This window comes from Gilliamella sp. CG25 (assembly GCF_046635705.1).
Taxonomy (GTDB): Bacteria; Pseudomonadota; Gammaproteobacteria; order Enterobacterales; family Orbaceae; genus Gilliamella; species Gilliamella apicola_I.
Window position 1 is genome coordinate 1 of the sequence record NZ_JBIDFJ010000012.1, and the last position, 15,964, is coordinate 15,964.

Here is a 15,964-nt window from a genome sequence, read left to right on the forward strand (position 1 = left end):
ATTCGAACATGGTCGTTTAACCAGTGATAAGCACGACCACCAAATACTTTTTCGCTGTTAAAGTCAAAACCATCTGAGTAATATTCATACTCCGCAATAATCCAGACCGGGTTACCCCCTAACAGATTACCGCCTTCAATTATCGAGCTCCCCGTCTCACCCTGTGCCGTCATCGGCAGTGGCTTGGTTAAAAGTACCCGACCCTGAAACTGATTGACTTCATAGTCCACACCTTCCGTCAACGTCCCGGTACTCAGTACCCGACCCGTATTACGGTCACGTACCTCCATCGACAGCTTTAAACTCCCTTCGGTAATACGCTGATGTTTTAAAAAATACAAACTACCACCGGTCGAGGCTAACTCAACATGACTGCCCCGTGTTTCACCGTTCGATAAAAACACCGTCCCGTACGTGCGGGTATCACCATATCCGGTCACACCTTCACTTTCATGAGACAATTGCGCACCGTATAAACTGCGGTTAAAGTTAGCAAACTCATTGCCGGTAATCTGCGTGTTATAGTTACCCCATAACCCGTAACTTTTCCCTTTCTCTATTTTGAGATAAAACTTCCCTTCCGTATCCACATCCCGCTCAGTGGTCGAACCATCACCGTGAGTAGGGTAGTAAGCTTGCGGGTCGATTTCACGGATAAAACGGGTCGGGTCTTTTTCACCTAAATGACCGAACGCATTTTTCAGCCGGGTTTCCGTTGTGTCTAAATGGGCGGTAATGCGATAATCACCTTTGTTCGCTTTTAAGTAAAAAGCAACCCGTCCATCCCAGCTCCCTTTGCCGCTGTAGTGATGACTGTCTGCCTCTTCCAGTATGGATTGTCCGTCGCCACTGACATTATTTTGCGCATACGTCACATCCACTATGCCCACATAGAAAAGGTCATCTTCCTGCTCCACCACCAGCTTTTCCTGCTGTGTGTGAGTCTGACCCTGCTCATCCTGCCAGCTTAAATCAAACTGATACTCACCCGGGGATAAAATTATCTCGCGCATGGCTCGACCATTGTCGTCCACCACTAAGCGTTCACCATTAAGCATCACTGCTTTTTTATCTTCCAGCCCCGCCATTTGAATGACCACTTTACGGTCTTGAGCACTGGTGACGATGCCCTGATGGTTTATTCGGCTTTCACCAAAGCCCGGTATGGTGCTGTCTGATTTTAATTGGCCAAATAATAAATTCGACGTGGGGGTCGTTTTGCGGTAGGCGGTGAATGGATTGTCGATTTGTGCACTGCCGTAACCTAAGGTTTTAAATGGCACTGCATAGACGGTATCTTTTTGGCCTGCATAACCGGTCGTGCTTAAAATCGCTTTATACTCGCTGTCAATTGATAACGGCTCACCATTATCCGTTTCCCCGCTCCATAATACGGCCTCATCCGGACTGATATCACTAAAACGGAACGTCTTTAAGGGATATTGGTTATCTAAGTCTGATTGACGGTAAACCGTAATCTGATATTCCGCTATTTTTGAGGGGTAGTTAGTATAGACATAAAATCCCATTGGTGAGGTAAACAGCCCTTGCGAGGTCAGCTTAAGCTTGGGATTATAGATACTTAAGTTAAGCTTTTCTTCTGCATTAAACTCATCCCGGATAATGTTCAATTTGGGCACGTTATCCGCACCGGCATAAACACCATTTGAGCCGAGTAAAAAAGCAGCACTTATCCCCAGACAAGGTAAATGCCGGGTCCAGTTATGTTTTTTCATCTACTTTATTTCCTTTCTTTTTAAGGTCAATTGCTTTATTTTTTTATAATTAAATTTATTTATTAGGTTTTATTGACTAAATTGTTATTCTGCTGACCAATCAAAACAATAATTTATAATCAATTGTTTTTTTAAAAGAAAAACACCTAATTAATGAAACAATAGTTCAACTTATTACTCAATTTTTGGGCTAGCAAAAATGATAAATTTTGAACATAAACTTCTTATCCCTTGATTCAAAACGATTTTTTGAGAAGCGGGCAATTTAACAAAACAAAAATTTTTTTACATATTTTTTTCAAATATTTTCGCAATTATATATTGATCACAAAAAACGATCAATACATAACAACATGATCGCAAAAAACTATCATTACCGCATATAACTATTTTTATTAAGATTAATTACGTATAAAAACATGTACTCATTACTTTTAAAATTAAAAAAACATATGCTAATTAATAACAATATCAATATTTAATTACATAATTTTGCTTATTGATCTTGATTAGACACTATTGGATATTTAACTTTGTAAATTAATCAGCAAAATTTTAAAAAAATCAAAAAAAATTGTTTTCAATTAATGCATTACTGATACAAATCCATTTAATAAATTAAGATAAAGAATTCAATTACAACCAAACTTTCGGATGAGTAAAAATTTTTAAATGTTGCAAATTCATTTCATCTCTATTCGTTTTTAATGATCAGAAAAATTAACAAAACAAGCGTTTTTTACAGATAATTTTCAAATATTTTCACAATTATACATTGATCGTAAAAAACGATCAATTTAAACAATTAAAATCAATAAAACCTATTGATTTAAGTATAACTATTTTTAATTTTGCTTAGTGAAGTATGAAAAGAAGCATTAAATTATTTTAACAATCTGATAAATAGATAGTTATTTACAATAATCCTGTAATGACATGACTAAATAGTAAAAATAAGTAGTTTGTAAATGCGAGATGATAGGTAAAGAAATGAAGTATATCTTCTGGATGTCTATTGATTAATATTATTGAATCCGTCTTGAAATTTCAATTTACATAAAAACAAAAAGCACCAACAAATTAGGTGCTTTTGACTCAATTATTGACTCGATATTATTTTTTCAATCTGGCAATCTTTTTACGGATATTAGCCGCACGATCTGATGAAGAAGGATGACTACTTAATAAGTCAGCATTACCACCACCAAGTTTTTCAAAACTCGTTGCAAGCCCTACTGGATTAATGTTTTTCTTAATTAAGAAGTCAAAAGAGTAGTTATCAGCGTCTTTTTCTTGTTTTTGTGAAAATTGAGAGTTAACCACAGCGGTGGCTAAAGCTCCTAATTTAGATTTTGATAGCGCAGTTACCGCCGCGTTCCCAGATGAAGCAACAGCATCACGCGCTATCTCGGTAGCATAAGCAACTTGCATTGCTTTTTTAGTGTGCCCTAAAGCAACATGACCTAATTCATGCCCTAAAACACCCTGAATTTCATTGTCATTCATGTTATCCATTAAACCACTATAAACACGGACACAACCGTTAGCCATTGCCCATGCATTGATATCTTTATTTAGATATACTTTATATGTAATAGGTGTTCCATTTAAGTTATAGCCGAGTGTTTTGGCAATTTTATTCAATCGTTTAGTATAAGCACTGTTGGCAGACGCAATTTTTGCTTTTGAATCCATTTGAGCACATGCATTAGCGCTTAATGTTTTTATTTCATCGTCACTAAGTGTTGCTGCTTGAATACCACGCATACCAAGATCAGTCATATTATCTATACTGTTACAACCGACTAATGATATTGCTGCAACCAAAGGTAGAGCAATAGATAATGTATTTTTAAGATTTTTCATTTTGTTTTCCTTATTTTAAATATAATTACTTTATTCCTAACCTTAGCTAGGCAGCGAAAATTTTAAACTAACTTTAATAATAAGCAATAAATAATTACTTGCTTACTGGTATTATGAGATTTAGACTAATGCCTATTTTTTTCAGACATAGCTATTATGAAACTATCCGACTTTAATTTTTTACTTCCCAAAGAACTTATTGCAAAGCACCCTTCTCAAACAAGAAGTGACTGTCGACTTTTATCTTTAAATGGTCATACAGGAAAGATTGAACACGGAGTTTTCACCGATATTATCAATAAAATTAATCCCGGTGATTTACTTGTTTTTAATAATACTAAAGTTATTCCTGCCCGTTTATTTGGTAAAAAAGTTTCGGGAGGAAAAATTGAAATTTTAGTTGAACGAATTTTGAATGATAATCGTGCCCTTGCCCATATAAAAGCATCAAAATCACCTAAAGAAGGTACCGAACTTTTATTAGGAGATGATGATTCAATTAAGGTGATTATGGTGGCGAGACATGATGCTTTATTTGAACTTCAATTTCCTGATGATGTATTGACTATTTTAAATAAAATTGGTCATATTCCTTTACCTCCTTATATTGATCGCCCTGATGATGAACAAGACCGTGAAGTTTATCAAACTGTTTACAGTAAAGTGCCCGGTGCAGTTGCTGCACCTACTGCGGGGCTCCATTTTGATGAACCTCTATTAAAAAAATTGAAAGATAAAGGCGTTGAAATGGCTTTTGTTACTTTGCATGTTGGTGCAGGTACATTTCAGCCCGTAAGAGTTGAAAATATTGAATCGCATATAATGCATGCCGAGTATGCAGAAGTCCCCGAAACAGTTGTTGAGGCAGTGTTAGCTTGTAAAGCTCGTGGTAATAAAGTTATCGCCGTGGGCACAACATCGGTTAGAGCACTTGAAAGTGCCGCCCAAAAAACAGGCACTATTGCGCCTTTTTTTGCCGACACTCAGATTTTTATTTATCCCGGCTACCAGTTTAATGTGATCGATGCATTAATCACAAATTTTCATTTACCCGAATCGACATTAATTATGTTAGTTTCAGCCTTTGCTGGTTATGAAAATACAATGAATGCTTATCAACAAGCCGTTAACGAAAAATATCGTTTTTTTAGCTATGGTGATGCGATGTTTATTACTGGTAAACAAATTTAATTGGTGAGTTTTTAAAATTTGCCAATCGAAGTAGTAACCATTTACCCATTGATTGGCAAACGAAGAAAACATTATTACTTAATATTCTTCAGTTTTTGTGAAATATGATTAATTCGTGTTGATATTGCAGGATGCGATGTTAAATCGACATCATTATGTACCGGCATTTTCATCAGCATGCTAATCAGTGCGGCAGAGTTTAATTTTTGTTTACGTAACATCTCGATCGCATAATTATCGGCATCAATTTCATTTTGCTGAGCGGTCTCGTTTCTTATCATTACAACTGTTTTATTCGCTTTATCATAAATTTCAATATAAGGGGCATGTTGGAATGAGTGTATCGCATGTTTTAGCGCAATGTGTCCTTGTTCATGAGCAATTACCGCCAATAGCTCATCATCGGTTAACAGTTTAATCAATCCGCTGTTTAAGCGTATACAACCATTTGCTGATGACCAAGCATTAGGCTTTGTATTGAGATAAACTTTATAATTTAATTGAAGATGATTAATCGTGTTAGGCAGATATTGAATAAGACGATGAAGTCGTTGACTCATCACATGATCATGAGCTAACACAATAGATTGCTTATCTTCATCACGACAAACTTGTTCGTTAAATTTTAGGATATCCTGCTCAGATAACGCGACAATTTGTTTAGAAGAAAGAATAAATTGCGGTTTATTATGTTGGCTTTGACAACCTGTTATCATGAATAAAATTAAAAATGACAATGATAGAATAATGTATCTCAAAATTTTTAAAATCTCTCCAAATGTTGTCTATTGTAAGTGATCACGATAAACTAGGCGCCGAAATTTAGTAATACGACGACGTATTATATCAATAATTTGCGCCAAACTGTTTATTTGGTCGCACGAGGTTAACAAGACATGAAATTTGAATTAGACAATACAGACGGACTTGCTCGTCGAGGACGTATGAAATTCGATCGCCGTGGCGTCGAATACACCGTTGAAACACCTGCATTTATGCCTGTTGGTACTTATGGTACTGTAAAAGGGATGACACCTGAAGAAGTCTCCGCAACTGGAGCCCAAATCTTATTAGGTAATACCTTTCATCTATGGTTACGACCCGGACAAGAGATTATGCGTAAACATGGTGATTTACATGATTTTATGCAATGGCATGGCCCTATTTTAACCGATTCTGGTGGGTTTCAAGTTTTTAGTTTAGGTGATATTCGTAAAATTAAAGAAGAAGGCGTTTATTTTCGTAATCCAATTAATGGCGATTCAATCTTTTTATCGCCTGAAATTTCAATGGAAATTCAATACGACCTTGGTTCTGATATTGTGATGATTTTTGATGAATGTGCGCCTTTTCCTGCGGAGTGGGACTATGTCAAAAAATCGATGGAAATGTCATTACGCTGGGCAAAACGAAGCCGTCAACGTTTTGATGAACTTGGTAATAAGAATGCATTATTCGGTATAGTTCAAGGTGGTATACATCAAGAATTACGTGACATATCCATTAAAGGATTAACCGAAATAGGCTTTGACGGATATGCTGTGGGTGGATTAGCCGTTGGTGAACCCAAAGCGGATATGCATCGTATCTTAGAAGGCACTTGCCCTCAATTACCGGCTGATAAACCGCGTTATCTAATGGGCGTTGGCAAACCTGAAGATTTAGTTGAAGGCGTACGTCGTGGTATCGACATGTTTGACTGTGTCATGCCAACCCGAAATGCTCGTAATGGACATCTTTTTGTAACCAACGGCGTTATTAAGATTCGAAATGCCAAATATAAAGATGACACAACACCACTTGATCCTGAGTGTGATTGTTATACCTGTAAAAATTACACAAAATCTTATCTTCATCATTTAGATAAATGTGGTGAAATTTTAGGTGCTCGACTCAACACTATTCACAATTTACGCTATTATCAACGTTTAATGGCAGAGATTCGAGAAGCGGTTGCTAACAAACGTTATGAAGAATTTGTTACCGAATTTTATCAACGTATTGGCAAAACACCTGCCCCTTTCACAAAATAAAAAATTATCATCATAATTTTTAGGGGAAACTCTTGACACATCGAGGTTAGCGCAGTATTATGCGCATCCTAACGGCGAGTAGCGCAGCTTGGTAGCGCAACTGGTTTGGGACCAGTGGGTCGGAGGTTCGAATCCTCTCTCGCCGACCAATTTTATATAAAGAAGCCTGCTCATTGAGTAGGCTTTTTTATTATTCGCTTCAGTTAAGAGGATGAGAACCGACAGAGGTTCGAGCCGAGCGTAGCGAGACAACGTTGCTTTAGCAACGACCCGAAGGGCGAGCATAAAATGCGAGTCATCCTCTCTCGCCGACCAATTTCAAAAAAAAGCCTGCTCAATGAGTAGGCTTTTTTGTTATTCGCTTCAGTATAAAGGATGAGAACCGACGGAGGTTCGAGCCGAGCGTAGCGAGATAACGTTGCTTTAGCAACGACCCGAAGGGCGAGCATGAAATGCGAGTCATCCTCTCTCGCCGACCAATGTCAAAAAAAAGCCTACTTTTCTAAGCAGGCTTTTTTTGTTTCTGAATTTTGAGAATAAAATTTATCTCATTATTTTCTCTCTTTTATCTAACATATAATACGATCAACTATAAACTCACTCGCGCTTGAATCACTGGCTCTAATTGGGATAATATAGGTTCACTCAAATCCGTTTTGTTATTTAATTTATGTAATATTAAAGTCGCCGTATATTCTCCAATCTGTTTGGAAGGTAATGCGACAGTCGTTAATGGTGGAAAGCTTACTTCACTAAATTCATTATTACCAAATCCACTTACTGCTAATTGATAAGGGACACGAATGTGCCGACGTTGACATTCATAAAGCACACCACACGCTAATTCATCAGTCGTACATATTAAAGCGTCAAGTTCAGGCCAGTTGAGTAATATATCGGAGAGCAAATCGGAACCCGTACTAAAGTTAGCAGGTTTAGCTGCATTAATTACTCTATGATTGGGTAAATGATAAGTTAACATTGCTTTATGCCAACCATGTAAACGCTGTTGAAAAAAATGATTCTGTTGATTAGCACATAGTAAACCAATATGGTGATAACCCTTTTTAATCGCATACTCGGTAAGCGTATACATAGCTAAACAATCATTTATTTCAACATTTAAATCTATTAAGTCTTCATATTGCTTGCCAATATTCATAATCGGTATTGTTTTGTAATTGGTGATTTGTTGAATTAACCCTTCATCTTCAACATGAAATAACAAAATTGCTTCAAGCTGATAACTGCTTAACGTATTAACTAATTGCGATTCGCATTTGTAATAATGGCACAATTCGATAATTAATGTCGTATAACCTTCTTTTGCTAAGTGAGTTTGCAAAGTATTAAGTAAAATTTTTGCTGTATGATCATATATTTTAGAAGTAATTACCGCGATAACTTTAATCGCCGATGCTGAAGCCAGTAAGCTTGCTGCGACATTGGGTTTATAACCCAATGTCGTAATCGCCAATTGAATTTTTTGACGGAGCTTATCCGAAACTTGCTCAGGTGTCCGTAAAGCTCTTGATACCGTCATAGCCCCGACACCAGCATGTTTCGCGACATCAAACAAAGTGATCTGCCCAGTACTCTTACGCTTTTTTATATCCTGCATGTTTTATCTCAATTAACGTTAACCCTTTTATTTATCTGGCTGTTTGCCCAAAGAATAATGAACTAAATTTTTTCATGGCTAGCAATCAAGTGCAGATTGTTCAAGCTGTTTTTTAATCATGATTATCGATATAATATTAACACTCTAAAAAATATGAGTTATCCATTCATTAAAAATGTTATCTGTATCACAAAACAGAGAAATTTTATTTTAACTTTGATAGCGCTATCACATTTCTACTATTTTTTAATTTCTATTATTGTGCAGTATGTTAATTTTTTAAAAGATATTAACTTTATATCGGTTTTAATGGAGGAAAAATGTTAGGTAAATGGTTAACCAACCAAACAGTCAATATTATTGATTCGGTTAAAGACTGGAAAGAAGCGATACAACTTTGTGCAACACCATTATTAAAAAATAATGCTATTTCACAAAATTACGTGGATGCTATTTTTCAGTTACACGAATCAATAGGACCTTACTACGTTTTGGCACCCGGTATTGCTATGCCACATGCCAGACCTGAACAGGGTGTAAATCAATTAGGATTGTCAATGTTATTGGTCAAGCAAGGCGTTAAATTCAATTCAGAAGATAATGACCCTGTTTATTTAGTGACTTTATTAGCGGCCAATGATAGCACCAGTCACATTGAAATGTTAACGCAATTAGCAACACTCTTCGGTGAATCAAACGATATGCAGACCATTTTTAAAGCACAACATCGTGATGAAATCTTGGCTGTGATTGATCAATATTAAATTAAATAGAAATGAGTAAAAGGATAAACAATATGAAAATTATGGCAGTTTGTGGTTCAGGTCTTGGTAGTAGTTTTATGGTTGAAATGAATATCAAAAAAGTCCTAAAAAAATTAAATATTGATGCAGAAGTTACACATGCTGATTTAGCTTCAGCAACACCCGATCAAGCCGATCTGTTTGTCATGACAAAAGATTTAGCCACCAGTTCTGGGATTCCTGCCGATAAATTAGTGGTGTTAAATAATATTATTGATATCAACGATTTAGAACAAAAACTTGTTGAGCATTTTGCCAAGAACTGAGCAAATCGTTAAGGAGTTACTATGATTCAGGAAATAGTAAAATTTATTGTTGATATCCTAAAAGTACCTGCGGTGCTTGTTGGCTTAATCGCAATGGTAGGATTATTAGCTCAACGTAAATCATTTGCCGATACGGTAAAAGGAACCATTAAGACTATTTTAGGCTTTTTGGTATTAGGTGGTGGTGCAACAGTACTTATTAGCGCAATTACACCATTAGGTATCATGTTTGAACAGGCGTTTAAACTTCAAGGAATCGTTCCTAATAATGAAGCTATTGTATCCATGGCATTAAATGAGTATGGCACAGCAACGGCATTAATTATGGCGTTTGGTATGATTGCCAATATTGTTGTTGCTCGATTTACGCGATTAAAATTCATCTTTCTAACCGGTCATCATACTTTTTATATGGCTTGTATGATTAGTATTATTCTAACCGTCTCAGGGTTTCAAGGTTGGCAATTAGTCTTCACCGGCGCACTGGTTTTAGGGTTAATTATGGCGTTTTTCCCTGCTTTAGCACAACCACAAATGCGAAAAATTACCGGTAACGATGACGTCGCATTCGGTCACTTTGGTACGCTAGGTTATGTTTTAGCTGGTTGGCTTGGAAAGGCAGTTGGCAAAGGGTCTCGTTCTACCGAAGAGATGAACTTACCAAAAAACTTAAGCTTTTTACGTGACAGCTCAATTTCGATCTCGTTAACCATGATGATTATCTATCTAATTTTAGCCGTATTTGCCGGTTCAGATTATGTTGAAAACAATCTTAGTCATGGTGATAATTATTTAGTTTATGCCATTATTGAGGCGATCACTTTTGCAGCAGGTGTCTTTATCATATTGCAAGGTGTACGTCTAATTCTTGCCGAAATTGTCCCCGCATTTACAGGATTTTCAGAAAAATTAGTCCCTAACGCCAAACCTGCTTTAGATTGCCCCGTCGTATTTCCTTATGCACCCAATGCGGTATTGATTGGCTTTTTATTTAGCTTTTTGGGTGGATTAGTTGGATTATTTGTTTTAGGTCAACTTAACGCGGTACTCATTTTACCGGGTGTGGTTCCACATTTCTTCTGTGGTGCAACTGCAGGGGTATTTGGTAATGCAATGGGCGGACGCCGTGGGGCAATGCTTGGCGCATTTGCTAATGGTTTGTTAGTAACATTTTTACCTGTGGTATTATTGCCTGTATTAGGATCACTAGGTTTTGCCAATACCACGTTTTCTGATGTCGATTTTTGCGGTGTAGGTATTTTACTTGGTAATATGGCAAAATGGTTAAATAAAGATGTTATTATGATGATTATTGTTGCTATTTTTGCTTTATTAGTTGTGTATAACTATGTGGCTAAACCAAAAAGCGAGAGTCAGAGCAAATAATAAACATTTATTGTTTTGTATCCATTAAAATCCATCAAAATTGCCAGACTACACAGTCTGGCAATTTCATAAAAAAGGTCATTAAACTGTTATGTTTTTAAGAGAATAAAGAATGAATGATAACCAACAAGATAAAATTCATGTCACTGAACATATCTATCTTAGTCCTGCAACAACTGATTATGCCAAAGCGTTATACCACATTATTGATTCAAATCGTGTCTTCTTTAGTCAATTTATGGCATGGCCAAAATTTGTCAAATGCGAGTCAGATACAGCTAATTTTTTAGCAGATTGTTTTGTCAAACATCAGCGTGATCAAACTAAAACCTATGTAATTTTACATAATAACCTACCAGTCGGGTTACTTTCCTTTAATTATATCGATAAAAATAATAAAACAGCCTATCTTGGTTATTGGTTAGATAGCAAAGCACAAGGAAGAGGAGTGATGACGCAAGCTATCCAAGCACTCACACATTATTATGCTGCGAAGAAACGCATTAAACGCTTTGTCATTAAATGTTCCGTCACTAATTTAAAAAGTAACCAAGTCGCTAAGCGTTGTGGTTTTGATTATGAAGGAACACTCAAACAAGCCGAATATCTTAATGATGCGTTTTATGATCAAAATATCTATAGTTTAATTTCAAATTATATTTAAGCTACTTGTCATAAAAATAAACTGGCAATAGCCAGTTTATTTTATGAATTGATTAAATAACATCAAAACTTTAAAAGCAAGTCCTGAACTCACGATATAACCATATGCAATTAATCCGACAATGATAATTAATGAAGCATATGCAATAGAGTATTGTGTTTTGTTATGATATTTTTTCATTTCACCAAGCGAAAGCTCTTTGTTTTGATGCTTTTTATGATAATAGTAGTATACTGGTAAGCCAATCAAGGTTAAAAAGATTGAAGCAATCCCATTTACAGTTTGATAAATCAACATACCATAAATAACATAAGCAGCCCCGCTTATAGCCACAATAGGAATAATAGGGTATCCAATAACTTTGTAAGGTCTAGGCACTTCAGCATATTTTTTTCTGGCAATAATCACACCAATAAAAGTCAGTAGATAAAATACCCAAATCGCAAACATTGAAATTTCTGATAACCGATCAGCATCCAGCAATATCGAATACAAGAATGAAAAAATAACTAAGACAATAATAGCATTAACTGGGGAACGACTATCCTCATCAATCGTACTTAAAAAACGTGCCCCAATAATCGTACCTCGCTCAGCCATACTAAAAATAGTTCGTGATAACGTCATGATATAGCCATTAATGCCGCCCAGAATTGAGACCATAATACCAACGGCAACCAAGTTTCCACCGAATTCCCCAAACATGCGTTGTGAAGCAATAGCTGAGGCATCATGTTTTAGTGATACCATTTCCTGTACCGGAAATATTTTAAATAGTGCAATGTTTATACAGGCATAGACAATAATTAAGAATAGGATTCCCAGAATGATTGCTTTAGGTAAAACTTTTGAAGGATTTCGGATTTCACCAGCTACCGAGGCGACTTGCGCCCAACCGTCATAAGCAAACAGTGTCGCAAGAATGGCAACAGCGAAAGGTGCATAGGTTTCAATGCCTTGTCCACTTGCACCAAGTAAGGCGACTTGTCCATTACCTTTCCAAAGACCAAAGATAGCTAATAAAAGGATCGGAATTAATTTACAAATCGTTGCAAAGGTTTGTAAATAGCCTGCCTCTTTAACCCCTATTGCATTAATCAAGGCAATAAAACCTAACACACCTGCACTAACCGCCATTCGATAAGCTTCATCAATATTAAATAATAAGCAAAAAACTGAGCTAAAATAGCCAACAAGTGCCCCAACTAATGATGGCGCAAAAAGAACAGTGATCATCCAACCATAAAGGTGAGATACTTTCGCGCCATAAATTTTTTCTAAATAAACTAACATGCCACCAGTTTTAGGAAACATTACCCCTAATTCACACAATGTTAGTCCACCACAAATAGAAAAAATACCGCCTATTATCCACGCTAGTAATGCATAATTATAATCACCAGCGACTTCTAACACTGCGGGTGGTTTCATAAAAGCCCCTGCTCCTAAAACCATTCCGACAACCAGTGATAATGCAGAAACTAGACCAAGATCTTTCCGCAATTTATTTTCTAAATTGTGATCTGACATAAACGTCCTCTTTGAGTAATAATCTATATTAAGGAAAATTTATTTATAATAGAAGTTTATGAATAAAATTCAAGAAAGAATACTGTTAACTATCTGAAAAGAATTAAATTCATACAAAGAATGGGATTTTCATCCTTTAAATATAAAAAAGTCAGCATTAAGCTGACTTAAGCATATAAGTCGAAACCTTTTAGTTACTTTTTTTAGTTACTTCTTTTCATTTTCATATCAATGACCATACGCCCTTGAATTTTTCCTGCTTTCATTTCATCGATCATATCGTTGATATCTTCTAATGGTCTTTTTTCTACGATCGGGACAACTTTTCCTTCTGCACTAAATTGAAATGCTTCTGCAAGATCTTCTCGAGTCCCCACAAGCGAACCTAAAACCTGAATACCATCTAATACTGTTTTAGGAATACTTAAATCCATTGTTTCAGACGGTAAACCCAGTGCCACAACACGTCCTAAAGGGCGAACAGATTCAACAGCCTGATTAAAACCTGTCTTAGTTACTGATGTCACCACAGCACCATGCGCACCACCGCCCGTATGTTGTTTGATGTATGCCCCTACATCAGCTACTTTTTTAGGATTAACGACTAAATCTGCCCCCAATTTTTTACACAACTCTAATTGACTATCACTATTACTAATTGCCACCACTTTGTTATTAAAGACTTTTTTACCATACTCAACCGCCAAAGTTCCTAAGCCACCAATACCAAATACAGCAAGCCATTGCCCTGGTTTGGTATCCGCAACTTTAATGCCTTTATAAGTGGTAACACCGGCACATGTTACACTGGTTGCTTGAGCGGGATCTAATCCTTCCGGAACTTTAACGGCATAATCAGCCTTAACAATACAAAATTCTGCCATACCTCCGTCAACGGTATAACCCGAATTCAACGCACTACGACAGAATGTTTCATTACCCGATATACAATATTCACAAGTCCCACAACCTGCATGAAACCATGCAATACTCACCCTATCGCCAACTTTTAAACTTTTTACATCGGGCGCAACTTTAGTCACTATGCCGACACCTTCGTGACCAATTACTCTACCCGGCTTTTTACCAAAATCGCCCGAAGCAACATGAAGATCCGTATGGCAAAGACCGCAATATTCAACTTCAACTAAAGCTTCACCAGCTTCTAATGGACGGATAGGAATATCTTTAATGTCGACTTGGCCATCGCAAGCATTTCTTATAACAGCAGCTTTCATTTCTTTCTCCTGAATAATTAAAATTTAACTCATAATTGTATTTATTTTAGTCTTATTTTTATTAAAAAATATGCTTATCTTCAAAGTTTTAAAAAAATTTATATCCTATTTTATTTATTGATATTGTATAAAAACCTATAAAGCTAATTAATCTCACTATTTAGAATTTGCATTTTTATTTCAATTTATACAGTGCCGATAGATGAAGTATGAGTAGTTTTGTCTTAGAACTACTGTTTAGTACAGTCTATAGAATACAAAAAATGAATGCGTATTAATGTTAAGTTAGCCAACAGGCATCAACCACATTGAAAAATTTTAACGATTGTTCTAGAAAATAATATCAAACTATCACAATGTATCACTTTCCAGAAAGGCAACTAATGAACTGAAATTTAATCATTTTTAGCTTTAATCAAAACTAGCACTAAATGACTAATAAATCATCGAGTAATAAATCTACAATGAAAAATCTTTTTAAATGGAGAGTTGTAAAATGGCTACAAAACGTATTTCTCGTGGTAAATTTACCCGTATGCAACAATTATCAAACCAAGAAGGTATTATTGCTGCGTTAGCAATCGATCAGCGTGGTTCAATGGTTAAAATGATGGAAGCCGCCGTTGGTAAGGATCGTTATCATGTTGATATGGTGTATGAATTCAAAGAGCTTGTTTCTCAAGAATTAACAAAATATGTCAGTGCAATTTTGTTAGACGAAGAGTATGGCTTTAAAGGTATGGCGAAAAAAAATCAAAATGCGGGTTTAATCATTTCTTATGAAAAAACGGGTTATGATGCTAACACACCCGGTCGTTTACCTGACGTATTACCGGAAGATTCTTTACAACGGTTATTAAAAAAAGGGGCAGATGCAGCCAAGGTTTTAGTCTATTACAACCCTGATGATCCACAAGATATTTTAGATAAAAAGCATGCATTTTTAGAACGTATTGGAGATGAAGCAAGAGCGGCTGATATTCCCCTCTTTGTTGAACCTATCGTGTATGATAACACGGTGACAGATGATAAAAGTCCTGAATTTGCCAAAATCAAACCACAAAAAGTGATCAATACCATTAAAGAGTTCACGAAAAACCACTATTACATCGATGTTTTAAAAGTCGAAGTTCCTGTACTTTTTAAACATGTTGAAGGCTTCAATGATAATAATGTTGTAGTGTATTCACAAAAACAAGCTGCGGATTATTTTAAACAAGCCAGCGATGCCGCCACGCGTCCTTTTATATATTTAAGTGCCGGTGTTCCGACCAAAACATTCCATCAAGAGTTAATTTTTGCGGGTGAAAACGGTGCTAAATATAGTGGTATTTTAGGTGGTCGTGCCACTTGGTTTGAAGGTGTTGCCGTTTATGCCAAAGAAGGGAAAGAAGGACTAAAACGCTGGTTAGATACCACCGGACGGGAAAACGTTGAAGAACTCAATAAGATTTTAAAACAATATGCTACGCCATGGTATGACATTTACGGCGGTAAAGACCAAATTGAAATCATTGATCTTAAATTAGGTAATTAATCGCTCAGTTTCAACATGCTAACTACGATTTATCATATTGTTAGCATGGGTTAATACTTATCATATTCCTATTTTCTAATTGTTAACTCATTA

General features: G+C 36.1%; 12 protein-coding genes, 1 tRNA gene, 2 other RNA genes and 1 pseudogene. 10 read left to right on the plus strand and 6 right to left on the minus strand.

All coding sequences use genetic code 11. The features are described from left to right. Together ACGH6P_RS09235 and ACGH6P_RS09240 are read right to left on the minus strand one after the other, a co-directional pair. A pseudogene (locus ACGH6P_RS09235) lies at positions 1-1,736 on the minus strand (hypothetical protein); the annotation flags it as partial. Between the two features lie 1,113 nt (positions 1,737-2,849). Beyond that, positions 2,850-3,602, minus strand: a complete 753-nt coding sequence (locus ACGH6P_RS09240) for a M48 family metallopeptidase (RefSeq protein ID WP_411597327.1) — start codon at positions 3,600-3,602, stop codon at positions 2,850-2,852. Positions 3,603-3,758: 156 nt separating this feature from the next. On the opposite strand from ACGH6P_RS09240, the gene queA reads away from it, so the two are divergent. Then, entirely contained in the window at positions 3,759-4,793 is a 1,035-nt protein-coding gene (gene queA / locus ACGH6P_RS09245; RefSeq protein ID WP_411597328.1) for a tRNA preQ1(34) S-adenosylmethionine ribosyltransferase-isomerase QueA, read from the plus strand. Between the two features lie 74 nt (positions 4,794-4,867). Here the strand turns inward: queA and ACGH6P_RS09250 are convergent, their stop codons facing one another. Further along, positions 4,868-5,509 (minus strand): M48 family metalloprotease, encoded by a 642-nt coding sequence (locus ACGH6P_RS09250; protein WP_411597329.1) that lies wholly within the window; start codon positions 5,507-5,509, stop codon positions 4,868-4,870. Positions 5,510-5,689: 180 nt separating this feature from the next. Between ACGH6P_RS09250 and tgt the strand changes: the two genes are divergently transcribed. From tgt to ACGH6P_RS09270, 4 genes are all read left to right on the plus strand, one after another. Continuing rightward, positions 5,690-6,826: a tRNA guanosine(34) transglycosylase Tgt gene (tgt, locus tag ACGH6P_RS09255; protein WP_267350072.1), complete on the plus strand. Its 1,137-nt coding sequence runs from the start codon at positions 5,690-5,692 to the stop codon at positions 6,824-6,826. Between the two features lie 72 nt (positions 6,827-6,898). Continuing rightward, positions 6,899-6,975: transfer RNA gene (locus ACGH6P_RS09260), tRNA-Pro, on the plus strand. A gap of 41 nt (positions 6,976-7,016) precedes the next feature. Further along, positions 7,017-7,141, plus strand: a non-coding RNA gene (locus ACGH6P_RS09265) — RtT sRNA. Between the two features lie 39 nt (positions 7,142-7,180). Continuing rightward, a non-coding RNA gene (locus tag ACGH6P_RS09270) (RtT sRNA) lies at positions 7,181-7,305 on the plus strand. A gap of 110 nt (positions 7,306-7,415) precedes the next feature. On the opposite strand, the gene ACGH6P_RS09275 is transcribed toward ACGH6P_RS09270, so the two are convergent. After that, positions 7,416-8,447 carry a LacI family DNA-binding transcriptional regulator gene (locus ACGH6P_RS09275; RefSeq protein WP_267350074.1) on the minus strand — a complete coding sequence of 344 codons (1,032 nt, stop codon included), beginning with the start codon at positions 8,445-8,447 and terminating at the stop codon, positions 7,416-7,418. Between the two features lie 320 nt (positions 8,448-8,767). Between ACGH6P_RS09275 and ACGH6P_RS09280 the strand changes: the two genes are divergently transcribed. The 4 genes from ACGH6P_RS09280 (at position 8,768) to rimL (ending at position 11,566) form a co-directional block, all read left to right on the plus strand. Beyond that, the gene (locus ACGH6P_RS09280; protein WP_065558380.1) at positions 8,768-9,211 is read left to right on the plus strand and encodes a PTS sugar transporter subunit IIA; all 444 of its coding nucleotides are present in this window, start codon (positions 8,768-8,770) and stop codon (positions 9,209-9,211) included. 32 nt (positions 9,212-9,243) lie between these two features. Further along, positions 9,244-9,516 (plus strand): PTS sugar transporter subunit IIB, encoded by a 273-nt coding sequence (locus ACGH6P_RS09285; RefSeq protein WP_065558381.1) that lies wholly within the window; start codon positions 9,244-9,246, stop codon positions 9,514-9,516. 21 nt (positions 9,517-9,537) lie between these two features. After that, positions 9,538-10,902, plus strand: a complete 1,365-nt coding sequence (locus tag ACGH6P_RS09290; protein WP_267360875.1) for a PTS ascorbate transporter subunit IIC — start codon at positions 9,538-9,540, stop codon at positions 10,900-10,902. A gap of 112 nt (positions 10,903-11,014) precedes the next feature. After that, positions 11,015-11,566 (plus strand): 50S ribosomal protein L7/L12-serine acetyltransferase, encoded by a 552-nt coding sequence (gene rimL / locus ACGH6P_RS09295; protein ID WP_411597330.1) that lies wholly within the window; start codon positions 11,015-11,017, stop codon positions 11,564-11,566. 36 nt (positions 11,567-11,602) lie between these two features. Here rimL and ACGH6P_RS09300 read toward each other — a convergent pair whose 3' ends face one another. After that, positions 11,603-13,096: an APC family permease gene (locus ACGH6P_RS09300; RefSeq protein ID WP_411597331.1), complete on the minus strand. Its 1,494-nt coding sequence runs from the start codon at positions 13,094-13,096 to the stop codon at positions 11,603-11,605. Between the two features lie 203 nt (positions 13,097-13,299). Then, on the minus strand, positions 13,300-14,334 hold the full coding sequence (gene adhP / locus ACGH6P_RS09305) for an alcohol dehydrogenase AdhP (protein ID WP_411590655.1): 1,035 nt from the start codon (positions 14,332-14,334) through the stop codon (positions 13,300-13,302). Between the two features lie 496 nt (positions 14,335-14,830). On the opposite strand from adhP, the gene ACGH6P_RS09310 reads away from it, so the two are divergent. Then, positions 14,831-15,871 (plus strand): tagatose 1,6-diphosphate aldolase, encoded by a 1,041-nt coding sequence (locus ACGH6P_RS09310; protein WP_267360879.1) that lies wholly within the window; start codon positions 14,831-14,833, stop codon positions 15,869-15,871. The last annotated feature ends 93 nt before the right edge of the window (positions 15,872-15,964 follow it).